This window comes from Paenibacillus sp. FSL K6-2524, assembly GCF_038005525.1.
GTDB classification, from domain to species: Bacteria; Bacillota; Bacilli; order Paenibacillales; family Paenibacillaceae; genus Fontibacillus; species Fontibacillus anaericanus.
Genome location: NZ_JBBOSP010000001.1, coordinates 4,128,820 through 4,148,790, shown reverse-complemented (window position 1 = coordinate 4,148,790; position 19,971 = coordinate 4,128,820). Strand labels below are relative to the sequence as shown.

The window sequence follows — 19,971 nt, the reverse complement described above, 5'->3', positions numbered from 1 at the left end:
AAATGATATATACTAACTAAATGTAAGTTTTTTTGATGGTTACGTTCTAAATGTAAAGAGGTGAAATGTGATGGAGGAGCAAAGTGCAATGTGTCCGCGCTTTGAAACAGCTTTTTCTTTTTTGGGAAAACGCTGGAACGGTTTGATTATTCAATCCCTAATGGGCGGACCTAAACGGTTCAAGGATATCTCCAACCGAATTCCTACGATGAGTGACAAGATGCTATCTGAGCGGATGAAAGATTTAGAGAACGAGGGTATTCTTATTCGGCATGTTTATCCAGAGACCCCTGTACGAATTGAGTATGAGCTAACCGACAAAGGACGTGCACTACGTCCGGTGATGGAGCAGGTTCAATCTTGGGCAGAGCAATGGGTTCAGTAAACATGACATGCCGTTACTAGTGATGGTGCGGCATGGAAAAAAATGAAAGTGGGTGTATTTGTGGCTGAAGTGATTGTGATCGGAGCGGGGCCAGCGGGAGCTAGCGCAGCTCTATTTCTGGCAAAAGCGGGCAAGGAAACGCTTGTCCTTGATAGCAATGCCAGCATGACGAAACGAGCTTGGATAAGAAACCACTATGGTGCTAAAGATGTATCCGGACCGGATTTACTCAAAACCGGACGGGAACAGGCCGAAACATTAGGTGCCAAGTTTATTGAAGAAAAGGTCACTGTCGTGGATACCAACGGCGGAAAAAAGGTTACCGTCAAAACGGAATCAGGTCGCAGCTACGAAGCTTCCCACATTATTTTAGCAACAGGTGCTATCACTGAACTTGCAAGCGCTATCGGACTGGAACTTCGGGATGGAAGAGAGCCACGCATCAAGACCGTGATTGCTACTGATGGAAATGGTCGTACGAGCAAGCCGCGTATTTGGGCTGCGGGAGCGGTCGCTGGAGTCAGTGTACACACGATTATTACGGCGGGGGACGGTGCTAAAGTAGCGATTGAGCTAATTAGCGAATTGAACGGTGAACGCTATGTTGATCATGATGTCCTCAAATAATTAAATAAGTGATGATTTTATAGTTTACGTAAGCAGCCTCCCCAACTCGATGTTTCATTGGTGGAGGCTTTTTTTGCGTTTTTATTTTCTGCAAATACTAAGTGATCAGGATCACAAGGAGCTCTGAATCCTTGGGGTACGATGATCCCTAAGGGTACCACTTCAACATCTTATTTTCCAAGGAGGAATTTGATATGGCTAATAACGTACAGCTGTATTTTGATAAAGAAGATTTTGTTAGGGATATTGTTGTTCAATTTCCGAAGTCGGCGGATTATTTCCGCAGCCGGAGAATCGACTTTTGCTGTGGTGGAAATCGACCTCTACATGAAGCAGCCGCTGAGAGAAATATGGATGTGGAAGAGCTTCTTGTTGATCTTGCTCAACTGGTAGCTGATCATCCAGATGCGGAAGAAGGAGACTCTTGGGCAGTGGCGGAATCAGCGGATCTGATCGGGCATATTGTTAACAAACATCATCGTTATTTACGTGAAGAGCTACCGGAACTGAAGAAAAGTGTGATGAAAGTGTCACGGGTTCATGGTGAATCCGGGCCTCACTTGATAGAGGTAGAGCGTTTGTTTGGTCAACTCATGTCTGAACTGCTAGAGCATACGGGCAAGGAAGAAGCCGAGGTATTTCCTAAAATGATAAATTGGGAATTAGGGCAGGAGGATGAGGTGCTATCCAAACTTCGCTCTTCTATAGAAGAGTTGGAGGCAGAGCATGACGCTGCGGGAGATATTCTGAAGAAACTACGGGAGTTAACGGGGGATTTTGTGCCTCCAGCACACGCATGTACGACGTATAGAATGACTTATGCGCGTTTAGAAGAATTGGAAGGTATGACATTTACACATGTGCATTTAGAGAATAATATTTTGTTCCCACGGTATACGAAAGCGTAAATGCAGTTCATTTAGCCGCAAGCACTTCGTAATAAGAGGTGTTTGCGGATTTTTCAATAGCAATTATTAGAAAAGTATGACAAATATTGTGCAAAATTTCACAATTAATGTGAATATAATCACAACCTGTTGATATCAATTTAATGTAGACTTTCAGCATGATTCTGAAATATAAGTTGTGATCGTCATGTCGTAACCGTAGGACTTTGAAGGAGGCAATCAAAATGACAACGTATAGAGAGAAACTTGTAGTGATTGGCAACGGAATGGCGGGAATCAGCGCTGTTGAACAAATTTTAAAACTAACAACTAAATTTGACATTACGGTATTCGGAAGTGAACAACATCCGAATTACAACCGAATTATGCTCTCTTACGTTTTGGAAGGCAGCAAGACGATCGATGATATCGTGCTTAATGATCTGCATTGGTATCAAGATAACGGAATTACATTGCACATAGGAACAACGGTTACCAAAATTGATGAACAAACGAAGGAAGTTGTAACCGAGGATGGAGTGCGCGTTCCGTACGATAAAGTACTTATTGCCACTGGATCCAATTCGTTTATTCTTCCGGTTCCTGGGAGTGACAAAGAAGGGGTCGTAGGATTCAGAGATATCGCGGATTGTAATCAGATGCTTCAAGCAGCCCAAGTTTACCGGAAAGCTGCTGTAATTGGTGGCGGTTTGCTTGGCTTAGAAGCGGCTAAAGGACTTGTTCAATTGGGTATGGACGTAACGGTAGTCCATCTGATGGACGACTTAATGGAGCGCCAACTTGATCATCAAGCGTCGTCAATGCTACAGGCAGAACTTGAACGTCAAGGAATTAAGTTCAAGATGGGTGCGCAAACAGCCGAGTTACTTGGTGATAAAAGAGTAAGCGGACTAAGATTTACTGATGATTCGGTATTGGATGCAGAATTCGTTGTCATGGCGGTAGGTATTAAGCCAAATATCGTGGTAGCAAAAGAGAGCGGGATCGATGTGAACCGTGGAATCGTCGTGAACGATTACATGCAAACCTCGATGGAAGGTGTGTATTCGGTTGGAGAATGTACAGAACATCGTGGAACTTGCTATGGACTTGTAGCTCCGCTGTTTGAGCAAGGAATGATTTTGGCCAAACATATTTGTGGCGTAGATACTGCACCGTACGAAGGATCCGTTGTGTCAACTAAATTAAAGATATCTGGTGTTGATGTGTTCTCAACCGGTGAGTTTATTGATGGACCAGGACATATGATCATTGCAAATAAGGATGAATGGAAACAAACATATAAGAAAATTCTGCTGAGAGACAAAGTAATGGTTGGAGCAGTACTATTTGGTGATATTACAGATTCAGCAGAACTGCAAAAGCTCATCAAGCAGAGAACAGAGATGACAGATGAATTGTACGAATCTCTGATGGGTTCAGGGTGCTGTGGCGGAGGGGGTAAGAAAACCACTTCGGTCGAAAGTATGTCCAATGAAGAAATTGTCTGTGGTTGTAACGGTGTCACCAAAGGAACCATCGTGGATGTTATTACAAATCAAGGATTAACTACCGTCGATGAAATTAAAGCTTGCACAGGTGCAACCCGTTCGTGCGGTGGCTGTAAACCAGTTGTGGAGCAAATTTTGCAATATGTACTTGGAGATGGGTTCAAAACCGCGGCCAAACAGGGCATCTGTGGATGTACAACCATGAGCCGGGATGAGATTGTGGCGGAGATCAAAGCGAAAGGTCTTCAAACAACCAAAGAGGTAATGAATGTGTTGGGATGGAGCCAACCAGAAGGCTGCTCGAAGTGCCGTCCTGCGGTTAACTATTATCTAGGTATGATCTACCCGGATAGTCATGAGGATGAGAAGGAATCACGCTTCGTTAATGAGCGGATGAGCGCTAATATTCAGAAGGACGGAACGTATACTGTTATCCCGAGAATGTATGGCGGTATTACCACACCTGAAGAATTGAAGAAGATTGCTGATGTGTCCTTGAAATATAATATTAAAGTTGTGAAAGTAACAGGTGGTCAACGATTAGTTTTAGTTGGAGTAATGAAAGCGGATTTGCCGAAGATATGGGAAGAGCTCGATATGCCGTCGGGGTATGGTTATGCCAAAGCGCTACGGACAGTGAAGACCTGTGTAGGATCCCAGTTCTGCCGTTTTGGTACGCAAGATTCGATGGGTATGGGTGCATTGATTGAACGCAAGTTCGAGAGACTTGATCTCCCCGCTAAATTCAAAATAGCGGTTAACGGCTGCCCGCGTAATTGCGCTGAATCGTGTACCAAAGATATCGGAATCGTCGGTAACGACGGTGGATGGGAAATTTTTATCGGCGGCAATGGTGGGATCAAAGCACGTCTCGCGGATAGTCTCTGTAAGGTTAAGACAGATGACGAATTGGTCGATATTTGCTCAGCTATCATCCAGCATTACAGGGAGACAGGAAATTATCTAGAGAGAACCTCAGAGTGGGTGGAACGAATCGGCCTAGATGCTATCAAGGCAGTTGTTTTGGATAATGCTGAGTCACGAAAAGCACTAGTAAATCGAATCGAGTTTGCACTGCAACAAGTTGAAGACCCTTGGAAAAAAATGCTGAACGATGATAAGAGCCGTAATAGAATGTTCCATCGGTTGGAGATTAGTAATCAGTTGTAGGCTTATTATTATAGCGGTGTGAGAGAAGGGAGAAGTCATGAATATGAGCTTACCAAATGAAACGTTCTATCCTGTTGGTTCACTGGATCAATTTATGATACAAGTAGGTCGGGTTATTGATTTAAATGGGGTGGAGATTGCGGTATTCCAGACTTCAGACGGTAACGTGTTTGCTATAAAGAACGAGAGCCCTCACCCGAAAGGTGGGCCTCTGGCCGAAGGCATTATATCAGGACATTACTTGTATGATCCATTGCATGATTGGAAGATCGATCTGGAGACAGGAAATGTTCAAGCCCCAGATCATGGCCAAGTTCAAGTATATCCAGTGAAAATAGAAGATGGCCAGGTCTGGGTTGCCACGTCTGAGTTTTTGACGGTGTAACCTAGCCTTTGATTAATCAGGTTATCATATAAGAGTGTTGGGGAGGCAGGCCGGATGTTCACGCAAAGTGTGGAAGCAATAATTGAAGCGGCAGTAAAAAAGAAAGAGAAGATGAATGAGAGTCTGCCGCGGTATATCGTATCGGCAATGTTAGCTGGGGCCTATGTAGGATTGGGTATCATTTTGATATTTAGTATTGGTGCTCCGCTAGCAGCAGTTAAATCGCCGTTCCAGACGACGTTGATGGGGATGTCGTTTGGACTTGCACTCACACTTGTCGTGTTTGCGGGATCCGAACTGTTTACGGGTAACAATATGTTTTTTACGATGAGTACGCTCGCTAAAAGAACGACAGTGGGGGATACAGCTAAGAACTGGACTATTGTTTTTCTAGGGAATTTGGCAGGTGCTGTGCTGCTTTCCTTGCTTGTCTGGGGAAGTGGACTGTTCAAGACTGCCGTACCGGAACACCTCATTTTTGCCGCATCAGCAAAGAAGATGGCTGCTCCGTTCTCAGAATTGTTCTTCCGTGGCATATTGTGTAACTGGCTTGTCTGCCTTGCGCTTTGGATGGCCAATCGAGCAAAGGATGATATCTCCAAACTAGTCTTGATCTGGTGGTGTTTATACGCGTTTATTGCTAGTGGATATGAGCATAGCGTGGCTAATATGACCTTGCTTAGTTTGTCCTTGATTCTACCGAATCATCCGGATACAATTACGATCGCCGGCTGGATGCATAATATGATCCCGGTTACTCTTGGAAACATCGTAGGTGGAGCGGTATTCGTTGGAATGGCATACTGGTTTATATCACCGGTACGAAAGAAATAACTTAGTAAAAAATAAACAAGGTTGAGGGTAAATCCCCCCAACCTTGTTTTTGTTTGCAAATGGTATGAAATAAGAATTCCAGGCGCGACCGAAGACGAGTACCATTAAATACGGCAGATTTCGTTCGGGCACAGTTCACAGTGACAAATGTCCTGTAGCATAACGAGGTCTTTAATTACGATCATCCCGTTCTCATACTCTAATGCATCCTTCTTGCGGAGATCACTCAGCATACGGTTGACACTCTCGCGAGTAGCTCCGATCATGTTAGACAGATCAGTATGCGTGATCTTTTTGTTAATAAGGATGGTGTCACCATGTTTCTCACCGTATGTGTTACTCAGACGAATGAGCGTGGAGCAGAGAGCTCCTGGTTTACCATACATCATTAAGTCACGGAATTTTGTCTGTGTCAGGCGGTGATGGATTCCCATCCATTTCATAAAGTCGATAGCAAAGTCACAGTGCTGGCAGATCATGATTTCAAGATCTTTTTGCTCAATTACACCAACTTCACTGTCTTCAATTACTTCAGCTGTAAAGCTGTGCTTGCTACTAAAGAAGGGATCTGCCTGACCGACCATATCGCCACGGCCGTACATATACAGAATAAGCTCTTTGCCTTCATCAGTTGATTTAGTTAATTTAACGCGTCCGCGTTTAAGGTAGAACAGTTTATCGGAAAAGTCGCCTTCCCAGAATAAGTGTGTTCCCTCGGGATACGCTTTTTCTTTCATGGTAACGAGGAGTCGATTGAAGTTTTGTTCGGAGAAGCAGCTCGTATTCCCACGGGGCAGGGCAGCATTCATTATTTCATTCATCATTAAGTTCCCCTTTGTACTCCAAATTTTTCTGAAAATTTAAATTAATTATATACTGTTTATTGTGATTTGAGTTACTGTTAAATGAAAAAAAAGTGTCGAAATTTCAACATTGTGACTAATTTCACTTTATTTTTGATTATGGATAACTTTGCTAAAGAGTTAATAGGGTTTTCAGATTGCGGACTTTTTTAGCCACTCTATAGAAGGAAGAAGAAAGAGTCTTATTTTTTGAAAGGGCTTCATTTTACTGAATATACTTTTTATGTAAGCAATACATGAAAATACACTCAATTAACTGAAATATTTTCATTTTCTTTATAGTATGTGAAAAAATTCACTATACAAGAGTGAAAGTGTGTGATATGATTTATTCATAAAGAGAAGCGCAAAGCTTCGCAAGGACGAACTAATAAGTGAATTTTTTCACGATACCAATAAGGTTCGATCCATTACCAATACCTAGGAGGACGAGAGAGATGGCCGTAAAAAACGAAGTGACGACAAAGGCACAACCGGATGCACAGGAATATATCCAATCGCTGATCGACAAAGCGAATAAAGCAACTGAAGCTTTTATGGGAATGGACCAGGAACAAATTGACAAGATCGTGCAAGCAATGGCATTGGCAGGACTTGACAAACACATGCATCTGGCAAAGTTGGCTGTAGAAGAAACTGGACGTGGTGTTTATGAAGACAAGATTATTAAGAACATGTTCGCTACGGAATACATCTGGAACAGTATTAAGAACAACAAGACCGTAGGCGTTATTGAAGATAATCCTTACGACAACTTCCAGAAGATTGCTGAACCAGTGGGAATCATCATGGGTATTACACCAACAACTAACCCAACTTCAACTACAATCTTCAAAGCCTTGATCGCGATTAAAACTCGCAACCCGATCATCTTCGGTTTCCATCCATCTGCTCAAGCGTGTAGTACTGAAGCAGCTAAGATTTTGTTGGAAGCTGCAGTAAAACACGGTGCTCCTGAAAATTGTATCCAATGGATCGAGAATCCTTCGATGGATCGTACGAACGCACTTATGAATCATAAAGATGTAGCATGTATTCTTGCAACAGGCGGATCCGCAATGGTTAAAGCAGCATATAGCTGTGGTAAACCAGCACTAGGTGTAGGCCCAGGTAACGTACCTTGCTTCATTGAAAAGTCTGCCGATCTTGATCAAGCGGTGAATGACCTTATTCTTTCCAAAACATTTGATAATGGTATGATTTGCGCATCTGAGCAAGCAGTTATCATCGAAGAGCCGATATTCGATCAAGTGAAGAAGAAAATGATCGCAAACGGATGTTACTTTGTAAATAAAGAAGAAGTAACTAAATTGACTGCAGGAGCTATTATTGCTGATAAATGTGCAGTGAATCCAACTATCGTTGGTATGCCAGCAACTAAGATTGCTGAATTGTGCGGAATCAGTGTTCCAGCTGGAACAAAAATTCTAGTTGCTGAAATTGAAGGCGTGGGAACTAAATATCCACTGTCTGCAGAGAAGTTAAGCCCGATCCTTGCTTGCTACAAAGTGAAGAACCCTGAACAAGGTATCGAACGTGCCCTTGAAGTTGTTCATTTCGGTGGTATGGGTCACTCTTCGGTAATTCACTCAAATAACGAAGAAATTATTCAAAAATACTCCGATCGTATGCCGACTTGCCGGATCTTGGTTAACCAACCATCTTCGCAAGGTGGTATCGGTGATATCTATAATACAAACTTACCATCGCTAACACTTGGATGTGGATCTTACGGACGTAACTCGACTTCGTCGAACGTAACTGCTATCAATCTAATCAACGTGAAAAGGGTGAATCGTCGTACTGTGAATATGCAATGGTTCAAAATTCCTAACAAAATTTACTTTGAAAAAGGATCCACTCAATATCTTGCCAAAATGCCTGACATTACTCGCGTACTGATCGTTACTGACCCTATGATGGTTAAGCTTGGATATGTAGAGAAGGTAGAACATTATCTTCGTCAACGCCAAACGCCAGTAGCTATCGAAGTATTCTCGGATGTAGAGCCAGATCCATCGACTACAACAGTTAAACGTGGTACTGAAATGATGGAGAAATTCCAACCAGACTGTATCATCGCTCTAGGTGGCGGATCGCCAATGGATGCTGCTAAAGGTATGTGGTTGTTCTATGAATATCCAGATACAGACTTTAACAACTTGAAACAAAAATTCATGGATATCCGTAAACGGATTTACAAATACCCACGTTTGGGCCAAAAAGCAAAATTCGTTGCGATTCCAACAACTTCGGGTACAGGTTCGGAAGTAACATCGTTCGCCGTTATCACAGATAAAGAAAATGGTAACACGAAGTATCCACTTGCTGATTATGAGTTGACTCCAGACGTAGCTATCATCGATCCAGAATTCGTATACAGTTTGCCTAAGTTCGCTGTTGCTGATACAGGTATGGACGTATTGACTCACGCTATTGAAGCTTATGTGTCGGTTATGGCTAGTGACTATACGGATGGTCTTGCAATCAAAGCGATTCAACTAGTGTTCCAATGGTTAGAAAAATCGGCATTAACTGGCGACAAGCTTGCTCGTGAAAAAATGCATAACGCATCGACTTTGGCTGGTATGGCTTTTGCCAACGCATTCCTAGGCATTAACCACAGTTTGGCGCACAAATGGGGCGGTCAATACCATACTGCTCATGGACGTACAAATGCGATTCTTATGCCGCACGTTATTCGCTATAATGCTAAGAAACCAACTAAATTTGCTGCATTCCCTAAATATACTCACTTCGTTGCTGACGAACGTTATGCAGAAATCGCTCGCATTCTTGGATTGCCTGCTCGTACAACAGAAGAAGGCGTTAAGAGCTTGATCAAAGCAATTCGTGAAATGAACAAGAAACTAGGCATTCCAGAAACATTCCAAGAACTTGGCTTCGATGCAAAGGATTTCGAATCACGCGTAGACTATTTAGCAGACCGCGCTTTCGAAGACCAATGTACTACTGCTAATCCGAAGTTGCCACTAGTTACAGAATTGGCTGATGTATACCGCGATGCATTCTACGGAAGATTTGAAGAATAAGTGAACAAATAGTTCAAAAAAAGTGACAAATATCACTCGAAGAGTGATATTTGTCACAATGCTTTTATGGTAATTGTTATATGATAATAGCATAAATGATTCCTTACAAAGTGATAGGGCATTTGAGATGTTATTATCAAAGATTATTATCTTATCAGTGTCCGAAATGTGAAATTTATCACAAATTAAAGGAATCATGAGGCGCGGAAAAATATCCTTCAAACCGCGTACTCCAAACTATATAAATGGAGGGAATACAGATGTCGGTGATTGAAAGAGAAGTAAAGGAAGTACAGTCGGGTTGGAGAGGTTTTAAGAAAGGCAAATGGATGAAGGAAGTCAATGTCCGCGATTTTATCGAGGGTAACATTGCTTCTTATACTGGTGACGAATCTTTCTTGCAAGGCGCAACTGAGAATACTAAAGCTTTGTGGGAGATTGTTTCCGATCTAACTAAGAAAGAACGCGATGCTGGTGGGGTACTTGATGTAGATGTTAACACACCATCAACGATTGTCTCACATGCTCCAGGTTACTTGGACAAAGATAAGGAACAAGTTGTAGGTGTTCAAACGGATGCTCCTTTCAAACGTTCAATTCAACCATTTGGCGGCATTAAAATGATGATCGATGCTTGTAAAGCTTATGGCTTTGAGCTTCCAAAAGACATCGTAGACATGTTTACGAATATCCGCAAAACGCATAACCAAGGCGTATTTGATGCATATACTTCAGAAATGAGAGCCGCTCGTAAAGCAGGTATTATCACAGGTCTTCCAGACGCATATGGACGTGGACGGATTATCGGTGACTATCGTCGCTTAGCACTTTACGGTGTGGATTTCCTTATCGCACAAAAAAAACAAGACCTCAACAATCTTGAGGTTGATGTAATCGATGAAGATGTTATCCGTCTTCGCGAAGAATTATCTGAGCAAATTCGCGCATTTGGCGAATTGAAACAAATGGCAGCAGCACATGGATTTGATATTTCCAAGCCAGCTAATACAGCTAAAGAAGCATTCCAATGGGTATATTTTGGATACCTAGCAGCAATCAAAGAACAAAACGGTGCGGCAATGTCACTAGGACGCGTATCTTCATTCCTTGATGCTTATATTGAACGTGATCTAGCTGAAGGCACAATGACAGAAGAACAAGCTCAAGAGCTAGTTGACCATTTCGTTATGAAACTACGTATCGTCAAATTCCTGCGTACTCCTGATTATAATGATCTATTCAGTGGTGACCCTACTTGGGTAACAGAATCACTAGGTGGTATGTCCGTATCTGGCGCGACTCGTGTAACGAAGAACAGCTTCCGTTTCTTGCATACTTTATATAACTTGGGACCTGCACCGGAACCAAACTTGACTGTACTCTGGTCTGAAAAATTACCTGAGGGCTTCAAGAAATACTGTGCAAAAGTATCAATCGAAACAAGTTCGATCCAATACGAGAACGATGATTTGATGCGTCCGATCTATGGCGATGACTACGGTATTGCTTGCTGCGTATCCGCGATGGAAATCGGTAAACAAATGCAATTCTTTGGTGCTCGTGCGAACTTGGCTAAAGCTTTGTTGTATGCAATTAACGGTGGTAAAGACGAGAAGTCTGGTGCACAAGTTGGTCCTGAACTTCCGGCTATCACTTCTGAATACTTGACATACGATGAAGTCATGAAACGTTTCAAACCGATGATGGAATGGCTTGCTAAACTGTATATGAATACACTTAACGTTATCCATTACATGCACGATAAATATTCCTACGAACGGATCGAAATGGCGCTGCATGATCGCGATATTCTCCGTACGATGGCATGCGGAATCGCTGGCTTGTCTGTAGCGGCTGACTCCTTAAGTGCTATCAAATATGCTAAAGTAAAACCTATCCGTAATGAAGATGGCATTGCAATCGACTTTGAAATTGAAGGAGATTTCCCTTGCTACGGTAACAACGACGATATGGTTGACCAAATTGCCGTTGAATTGGTAGAGTCATTCATGGGCATGATTCGCAAACATAAAGCATATCGTAACGCATTGCCGACTCAATCTGTGTTGACAATCACATCTAATGTCGTTTACGGTAAGAAAACAGGAACTACACCGGATGGACGTAAAGCAGGCGAACCATTTGCTCCAGGTGCCAATCCGATGCATGGTCGCGATAAGAAAGGTGCACTCGCTTCCTTGAGTTCTGTTGCTAAACTGCCGTATGAACATAGTTTGGATGGTATTTCTAATACCTTCTCAATCGTACCTAAGGCATTGGGTAAAGAAGAAGAAACACGTAAATCTAATCTCGTATCAATGTTGGATGGTTATTTCGGTAGTGATGCACATCACTTGAACGTAAACGTGTTTGATCGTGAGCAATTGATGGATGCTATGGATCATCCAGAGAACTATCCACAGCTTACAATTCGCGTGTCGGGTTATGCAGTTAACTTTATCAAATTGACACGTGAGCAACAGCTTGATGTAATTAACCGGACCTTCCATGGTTCGATGTAATTCCTTTACCAGTTAAATGTAGCAATTTATACTGAGTAGCCGAATGGAGAGTGACGAAAGATGCTAAAAGGTCGAATACATTCATTGGAAACTTTCGGAACGGTTGATGGCCCCGGTATACGTTTCGTGCTCTTTATGCAGGGCTGCCTGCTGAAATGTCAGTATTGCCATAATCCTGATACCTGGAGTCTGACGGACGGTAAAGAGATGACTTTGGAAGAGGTTCTATCTGAAATCGAACCTTATCTGAGCTATTACCGTTCATCAGGCGGTGGGTTAACTGTATCCGGCGGGGAAGCGACACTACAGGCCCCGTTTGTTACGGAGTTATTTCGAGAAGTGAAGAAACGTTGGAACCTTCATACGACTTTGGATACCAACGGTTATAATGAAGGGGATAAAATTCGCGAACTTCTTGATGTCACTGATTTGGTTATGCTTGATTTGAAGCATATTGACGATGAGAAGCATATTAAGTTGACAGGTAAATCAAACGAACGAATGCTGAATATGGCAAAGTGGTTATCTGATCATAATCGTAATATGTGGATCCGCCACGTTTATGTCCCTGGTATTCATGACGATCAGCAAGATTTATTGAAATTGGGTAGATTCATTGGTGGCCTGAATGCAGTGGAGAAGTTTGAAATTCTTCCATATCATCAAATGGGTGTATTCAAATGGCAAGAGCTCGGTTGGGAATATGAGTTGGAGGGTGTTCCATCACCTACTTCTGACGAAATTGAACGGGCAAATCGCTTGATTGAAGAGGGGCGGCAGCAGGTAGTTGCTGCAACGAAGTAATATACATGTCATGAAAGTTTACAGAAATAACTGAAAAAATTAACCAAAACGGTTAAACCTAACACGAGTTGTGGGGTTTAACCGTTTTCATTTTACATACTAGATGATATTATCCCTATAATAGAAATATGTCCTCCTTACCAAAATTGAAGGCGCTTTCTATAATAAAGATGTAACACAAACCAATCTTGAGGAGGGTCATAGAAACATGAAGAAAAAAAGTTTGCTGCTATTAATGTCTTTGATATTCGTAGCATCGGCAGTAGTCACAGGTTGTGGAAAGAACAATAACACAGAAAAAGAAAGCGCTCCCACTACGGAACCAGCTAAGACAAATAACGCTGCCGAGGTGAAGGTGAACGATGAACCGTTCGAAATCACAATTCGTCACACTCAAGTAGGGGAAGCTAAGAAATTCCGTCTAGCTATGCTAGAAGATGTAGTTAAGCAAACAGAAGCAGCAGTTCCTGGCCTGAAAATTAAGCTTGATGCTGTAGATTCTGAAGTTAACCGTAAAGAAAAGCTGAGAGGCGAAATGGCTGCGGGTAAACCACCAGAAGTGTTTGACGTATTCGGTAGCCCAGATGCTGCTCTATACGCAAAAGAAGGTTTGATGCTGGATCTGACTTCGATCTTGAATGATCTGGGCATCAAGGAAAAATTCAATACTTTGGCTCCATTTACTTACGAAGATAAAATTTACGGTCTTCCTATCGGTGGTTCGATTGAAGGATATTTCTACAATAAAGAATATTTCGAACAAAAAGGACTTAAAGTTCCTACAACAATTGCTGAACTTGAGCAAGTTGCAGAAGCAATCAAATCGGACGGCAAAATTCCTTTCGCACAATCATCTAAAGATGCTTGGATTCCTTTGATGACTACGAACAACCTGTGGTCATACTATGCAGGAGCTGACATCACTTACGGATTCAAAACAGGCGCTACTAAATGGACTGATCCGAACGTAGTGAAAGCAGTTGCTAAACATGAAGAATGGGTTGAAAAAGGTTATTACAAAAAAGGTGAACTTGGATTTGAGTACGCTGACATGAGAAACCAAGTTATTACAGGCGAAGCTATCATGATGATGGACGGATCATGGGCGAACTCAGTATTCAGAGATCCTGCTCAAGCTGGTGACATGGTTGGAAAAATCGGATACTTCAATATGCCTCCAGTAAATGCTGGCGATCCAATAATTGTAATGCAAGATGCTAACAATGGTTATGGTTTCTCCAGTGCAGTTGCTGAAGATCCTCGTAAACTGCAAGCTGTAACAGAGTTCATCAAGAACATGTGGACTGATGAAATGCAACTTCGTGGTCTGAAAGAAGACGGCGTTCTACCAGCTATGAAAATTAGCTTGGATCAAATGAAAGCTACTTCTGACGATGCTCTAATGCAAGACATATTCAAAGCAGTTAGTGAAATCGGAACTTCATTCCCTGCATTTGATGCTCTAGTTCAAGCAGAAGTTAACACTGCGCTAAGCATGGGTATTCAACAAGTAATTGGCGGCGAGTTCGATGCAGCTAAGATGTTGGAAAATGTGCAAGCGGCTCAAGAAGCGGCAAACGCTACTAAGTAATCATCTAAATTATTTTATGAAAGGGTGTCGCCCGCCTCGTAACATGTGGGGGGCGCCCTTTTTAAAATTAAAGAACTTTTACATTTTTTACAAGGCACAAACTACGGAGGTTATCATGAATAAAGCACTTAAAAGCCCTCTGACCTACATTCTATTTATACTGCCGGCATTCATTTTATTTCTTGGGTTCTTCATTTACCCAATCTTTACAGCGGTTAATAATAGTTTGACGAGTTGGAATGGTATATCAAAAACCATGACTTATATTGGACTAGACAACTATGTGACAGCATTTAATGATATTGCCTTTTGGAAGTCTGTACGAAATAATGTATATTTCATTTTCTTCTCTTGTTTAGTTCAGGTTCCACTTATCGTAATCTTCTCCTTACTTATTGCGAATGTGAAGAGACTAAAAGGCCTCTACAAAACAGCGGTTTTTATGCCTTCCATTATGTCAACAGCAGTAATCGGTATATTATGGGGCTTTATCTATAACCCGGATTTCGGTCTTCTAAATGAGTTGCTCGGTGTATTCGGAGTTGAGCCGATCTACTGGTTATCTGATAAAAAGTGGGCCATGATTTCGATCCTAATCACGAATGCTTGGCAGTGGACAGGATTTTATATCATTATGGTACTTGCAGCAATCCTTGCCATTCCGAAAGAGTTGGATGAAGCGGCGGCGATTGACGGTGCGACTGGCTTCCAAAGAGCCGTCAAAATTACACTTCCGCTCATTATGCCAATCGTTTCTGTAGTAATCATGTTGTCAGTAGCTGGTGCAATGAAAGCGGCGGATATTATCCTCGTTATGACTAAAGGTGGACCTGCTGGTTCAACGGATGTTATGGCTACTTATATGATCCGTTATGCAATCACAAGCTTTAGACATGGCTTTGGTAACTCAATCGCTATACTAATCTTTGTATTCACTATGATTATCACGGTACTATATCAAGTCTTGATTGCTAAACGTACAGAAAGGATTGAATACTAATGAGATCACTCAAAAAATTAATACCGCATATCTTTCTGATGGGTTATCTGCTCATTATTCTATATCCTTTCTTGTTCGTTCTATTCTCTTCGGTAAAATCGAATAACCAAGCCATTGCATCCAATCCGTTTGGACTTCCTAGCTCCATTATGTTTGATAACTATGTGAATGCTTGGGTGAATGCCAAAATTAGCACTTATTTCTTTAACAGTTTGTATATTGGTGTGGTAGCCGCGTGTGTTTCCATCTTATTAGCAGCGATGCTGGCATTTGCTGTGACACGGATGCGTTACAAAAAAGTGAGTGCCATTATATTTCAATTAATTCTGGTTGGTATGTTGATTCCGAATAACTCTCTCCTCCTTCCGATTTACGGGATTATGAGAAACTTAAACATTTTAGATACGCGTATGGCTCTGTTCTTACCATATATAGCAAATGCGATTCCGTTCACGGTTATTATCCTTGCGGCGTTTATGCGTTCTCTTCCAGGGGAAATAGAGGAAGCGGCGGTAATTGATGGGTTGAGGCCAGCAGGGTTATTTGCTAGAATTATAATACCGCTTACAGTACCTGCTATTGTGACCGTATTCATTATAAACTTTCTCGGGAACTGGAACGAATTCTTGCTAGCGAACTATTTCATATCTAGCAACGAATTAAAGACACTCCCAATAGGTATGGTCGGCTTTAGAGATGCTTATAACACCAACTATGCCCAAATGTCAGCTGGTATTGTTTTCAGCGTGCTTCCTGTAATGATCATTTATGCGATTCTGCAAGAGAAGATTATCGAAGGGGTAACGGCGGGCAGCGTAAAAGGATAATAGAGATTGAATAGGGTCTCTACTTTTCGAATACGCATAGTATTCTATTAGGGAGCTGCGCCTATGAATCTGCGAATCAAATTATTTACTGCCTTTATCGCACTCGTGATTATCCCGCTCTTTGTTCTTGGGATTATTACCTTCTTCGTGACGTTCAACTCTATCGAGTCGAGACATAGTCAACAAGCTGAATACTCGCTTAAAGCGATCAGTTACAGTATCAAGAACGTATTTCATGAAATGGATAATTTGACCGACACGGGGATTGCTAAGGGTGTCTTTCAGGCAGCAATTGTTGCAAAGGATCCTGATTCGCAAAATCTGACGGCGACTACTCAGCTTGAACTCAATGCCAACCAGAAGAATTTCCGTTCCTTGCTGTACAACCATCCAGCCATCGATTATGCATTTTTGTACAATGTTAATGGTGGTGTTGGGGATTCAAATGTCATTTCAATTTTTAATAAAGAAAACTTTCAAACATTACCTTATGAGAAATTTAAGGAACACCCTCTCTTTAATGAGGTGATGTCCCTCAGAGGAATGCCGAAATGGATTGCTCCACATGAATATCCGGAACTGACAGGATCAGATAAAGTATTCACGGAGATTCGTCTAATTAAGGATCTTAGCAACTTTCACAGAGTAGGAGTTCTTGTCGTTCAGATTAAGGACTGGGAATTCGAGAAGATATTTCAAAATTTGGAATTGGGAAGTAATATGCGTGATACCCGGTTTATGCTCGTCAATGACAAAGGGCTCATATTGTATGACTATCAATCCGAGCTGGACGGGCAGTCAATTCAGTCTTATATGAAACCAGATTATAAGTTTAGTGCTGACTATCAAAGTTTCAAAGGGAAATTTAACGGGGAAGAAAGTATTATTTCGATTTACAATTTGAAGGAATATCCTTGGAGTCTTGTATCAGTTACTTCATGGAGTTACTTGTCCAAAGAACTGACCACGTTTGCGAAATGGTTTGTTGCTATCATTTGTATTTGTGTACTGACAGCGATGCTCTTTAACCTAGTCTTCATGAATCGGATAACGGGGACGATCGGCGTAATCGTGCGCTTTATGCGTAAAGTCGAGGACGGTGATCTGAACGCGAGAGTGGATGAGAAGGGCGATGACGAGCTACTGCTGCTGCAAAAAGGATTTAACAATCAGATGGACAAAATCAATGAATTGTTTCATCAGGTAAAGCGCGAGCAACTTCAGAAAGCGAATGCCGAACTGAGGGTGCTGCAAGCGCAAATCAAACCGCATTTTCTGTTCAATACGTTAGAATCAATCAATGTGTTGGCCGTTCAGAATGAAGGACGTAAGGTCAGTGAGATGGTGCTTCGTCTTGCCAGTATTCTGCGTATTAGTATTCAAGACAAAGAAGAAATCAAACTGAGTCTGGAAGTAGAACATCTTCGGAGTTATCTGGAAATTCAGAAGTTTAGATTTGATGAATTGTTTGAATATCACATTGATATTCCTGATGAGATGATGAACTGTCTTCTTCTCAAACTCACGCTTCAACCGCTAGTGGAGAATAGTATTCAGCATGGTTTTGAAGGCATCGACTATATAGGTAAGATCAAGGTTACGGGTATCATGGAAGAAGACAGGATCTTGCTGAGAATTGAGGATAATGGCATCGGTATGACGAGCGAGCAATTATCTTCCATTCAATACGCGGATATAGATGATCCAGAATACGACTTGATTGAGCCGTATCCAAATCATGAGCGTCGGGGATTGGGGCTACGAAGCGTGTTTGATCGGTTGAGATTTAAGTATGGTAGTAAATCTGGGTTATTTATTTGCTCGCAGCCGGGACAGGGTACCATTATTCAATGTGTGATTCCTAAATACGAATTGGGTGATAAAAATTGAGACTGAAAGCCTTGCTAGTTGACGATGAGGTCCACATTCTAAACAATTTATCCAAGGTACTTCCTTGGGAGGATATGGACATTGAAATTGTTAGTTTGGCCAAGAATGGTGTGGATGCACTAAATGCAGCTATCCAGCATGAACCCGATTTAATTTTAAGTGATATCCGCATGCCAGTAATGGACGGGATGACTTTGCTACAGGAAATCCGGAATAGGGGATTAACTTGCGAGATTCTACTCTTAACAGGTTATCAGGAATTCGAGTATGCAAAGACGGCTATTAGGCATGGTGTAAAGGATTATATTTGTAAGCCGATCAATTATTTTGAGCTGGAAGAGACGGTTCGGAATATTGCCGGTCAGATCAGAGAGAAGAGAAAGAAGCAGAACAAGGAGCAGAAATTGAACAGGGTTGCTTACCTGGCCAATGAAAATTATATGCTTCATTCGTTGTTGGGACAGGAAACGGAAGAAGAAGGCGTACTGTGGGATGAAGAAGACGGGCTCGCCAATGAGAAACGATATGCCGTCTTGTTATTAGACCTGGAGGGTTATGCCCACCGGTCTATATCCTGGACCGCTTACGAGCGGAAAGCATGGAATCTTCAAATCAAGAATATGCTGAAAGATATTTTCAGTCCGATACTTAAAGATAAAACGGTCCTGCAAATCCGGGAGGGAGAATGGTGTGTTATTTTCCCTTCCCCGGAGAGGGACTCTCGGATTACAAAGGAACAATTGTACCCAGGATTGATTATTCTGCAAACTATTATTGACGAGAATGCCGGAATGTCTATCCGAATGTCATTAGAGCAGAATCCTTTCTCATTAAAAGAGTTATCGATGGCATACCAAAGAATGCAGAAAAAATTAATCCTTAATCCTTCGAGTGAATGGTTTTTGGATACGGATACCGCGAATATGGAGTATTCCGGACCGGAACTAAGTGCTACCGAGTCGAAATGGCTCTGGATTGAGAAATTGAGTGCTGGGCTTCGTAACGGAAATCAGGAATCTCTTGTTCAAATCACTCAAGAACTGAAATCGTTTGTAGGCCATTTAAATGAGAATAGTGTGGGCCAATCGGAGAAGTTGCTACATTATCTATTGATCCATTTACTTCGTGAAATGCGTGAGTTGCAAATGTTATCGGGGGAGCAAGAGGAGAATATTTGGCAAAGGCTTCAAGAATCGTTGAGTCTTAAAGAGTTGCTATCTTTAATTGTTTTATTGATAGAGCGATCACGAGATTCACTCTCAACCAAAAAGTCCTCGGAACTACTCATGATGTCAGCGCAAAATTATATTCAGCATAATTTAGAAAACGACTTTGGAATTGAAGATATTTCCGAATATCTTGGAATCAGTTGCAGTTATTTCTGTCTTTTGTTTAAGAACCAATTCGGCGAGACTTTTGTTGAGTATCTTACTAAACAACGTATGGAAGTGGCAAAAACCTTGATTATTAGCAGCGATAAATCGATTACTCAAATTGGTTCTGCTGTTGGCTATCATGAACGACGTTATTTCACGAAAGTTTTTCAGAAATATACCGGGATGACTCCATCGGAGTTTCGTTTGAAGGATTCAACCGAATCATAGGCAAAGAAGGTGACCCAT

At 41.8% G+C, this 19,971-nt stretch carries 15 protein-coding genes; 14 read left to right on the top strand and 1 reads right to left on the bottom strand.

Features of this window, described 5'->3' with window-relative positions; translation table 11 throughout:
• Positions 1-70: 70 nt before the first annotated feature.
• The 6 genes from NST85_RS19110 (at position 71) to NST85_RS19085 (ending at position 5,799) form a co-directional block, all read left to right on the top strand.
• Entirely contained in the window at positions 71-385 is a 315-nt protein-coding gene (locus tag NST85_RS19110) for a winged helix-turn-helix transcriptional regulator (RefSeq protein ID WP_127191002.1), read from the top strand.
• 60 nt (positions 386-445) lie between these two features.
• Positions 446-1,012, top strand: coding sequence for an FAD-dependent oxidoreductase (locus NST85_RS19105; protein WP_341191136.1), 567 nt, complete (start codon positions 446-448; stop codon positions 1,010-1,012).
• A 194-nt stretch (positions 1,013-1,206) separates the two neighbouring features.
• Positions 1,207-1,920, top strand: a complete 714-nt coding sequence (gene ric, locus NST85_RS19100) for an iron-sulfur cluster repair di-iron protein (RefSeq protein ID WP_341190099.1) — start codon at positions 1,207-1,209, stop codon at positions 1,918-1,920.
• A gap of 224 nt (positions 1,921-2,144) precedes the next feature.
• Positions 2,145-4,580: a nitrite reductase large subunit NirB gene (gene nirB, locus NST85_RS19095; protein WP_307396039.1), complete on the top strand. Its 2,436-nt coding sequence runs from the start codon at positions 2,145-2,147 to the stop codon at positions 4,578-4,580.
• 37 nt (positions 4,581-4,617) lie between these two features.
• Positions 4,618-4,965 carry a nitrite reductase small subunit NirD gene (gene nirD / locus NST85_RS19090; RefSeq protein WP_445671159.1) on the top strand — a complete coding sequence of 116 codons (348 nt, stop codon included), beginning with the start codon at positions 4,618-4,620 and terminating at the stop codon, positions 4,963-4,965.
• A 54-nt stretch (positions 4,966-5,019) separates the two neighbouring features.
• Entirely contained in the window at positions 5,020-5,799 is a 780-nt protein-coding gene (locus NST85_RS19085; RefSeq protein ID WP_341190097.1) for a formate/nitrite transporter family protein, read from the top strand.
• Positions 5,800-5,903: 104 nt separating this feature from the next.
• On the opposite strand, the gene NST85_RS19080 is transcribed toward NST85_RS19085, so the two are convergent.
• Positions 5,904-6,620 (bottom strand): Crp/Fnr family transcriptional regulator, encoded by a 717-nt coding sequence (locus tag NST85_RS19080; protein WP_127191175.1) that lies wholly within the window; start codon positions 6,618-6,620, stop codon positions 5,904-5,906.
• Between the two features lie 479 nt (positions 6,621-7,099).
• Here NST85_RS19080 and adhE point away from each other — a divergent pair, with 479 nt between their 5' ends.
• From adhE to NST85_RS19040, 8 genes are all read left to right on the top strand, one after another.
• Positions 7,100-9,715 (top strand): bifunctional acetaldehyde-CoA/alcohol dehydrogenase, encoded by a 2,616-nt coding sequence (gene adhE, locus NST85_RS19075; RefSeq protein ID WP_127190997.1) that lies wholly within the window; start codon positions 7,100-7,102, stop codon positions 9,713-9,715.
• A gap of 260 nt (positions 9,716-9,975) precedes the next feature.
• Positions 9,976-12,237 carry a formate C-acetyltransferase gene (pflB, locus tag NST85_RS19070; protein ID WP_307396034.1) on the top strand — a complete coding sequence of 754 codons (2,262 nt, stop codon included), beginning with the start codon at positions 9,976-9,978 and terminating at the stop codon, positions 12,235-12,237.
• Between the two features lie 60 nt (positions 12,238-12,297).
• Positions 12,298-13,041, top strand: a complete 744-nt coding sequence (pflA, locus tag NST85_RS19065) for a pyruvate formate-lyase-activating protein (protein ID WP_341190096.1) — start codon at positions 12,298-12,300, stop codon at positions 13,039-13,041.
• 208 nt (positions 13,042-13,249) lie between these two features.
• On the top strand, positions 13,250-14,632 hold the full coding sequence (locus tag NST85_RS19060) for an ABC transporter substrate-binding protein (protein ID WP_341190095.1): 1,383 nt from the start codon (positions 13,250-13,252) through the stop codon (positions 14,630-14,632).
• Between the two features lie 115 nt (positions 14,633-14,747).
• Positions 14,748-15,632 carry a carbohydrate ABC transporter permease gene (locus NST85_RS19055; protein WP_127190993.1) on the top strand — a complete coding sequence of 295 codons (885 nt, stop codon included), beginning with the start codon at positions 14,748-14,750 and terminating at the stop codon, positions 15,630-15,632.
• Complete coding sequence (locus tag NST85_RS19050; RefSeq protein ID WP_127190992.1) at positions 15,632-16,459, top strand: carbohydrate ABC transporter permease; 828 nt, start codon at positions 15,632-15,634, stop codon at positions 16,457-16,459. The genes NST85_RS19055 and NST85_RS19050 overlap by 1 nt, the downstream gene beginning before the upstream one ends.
• A gap of 63 nt (positions 16,460-16,522) precedes the next feature.
• Positions 16,523-18,349, top strand: coding sequence for a cache domain-containing sensor histidine kinase (locus NST85_RS19045; RefSeq protein ID WP_127190991.1), 1,827 nt, complete (start codon positions 16,523-16,525; stop codon positions 18,347-18,349).
• Positions 18,346-19,953: a response regulator transcription factor gene (locus tag NST85_RS19040; protein WP_127190990.1), complete on the top strand. Its 1,608-nt coding sequence runs from the start codon at positions 18,346-18,348 to the stop codon at positions 19,951-19,953. The genes NST85_RS19045 and NST85_RS19040 overlap by 4 nt, the downstream gene beginning before the upstream one ends.
• The last annotated feature ends 18 nt before the right edge of the window (positions 19,954-19,971 follow it).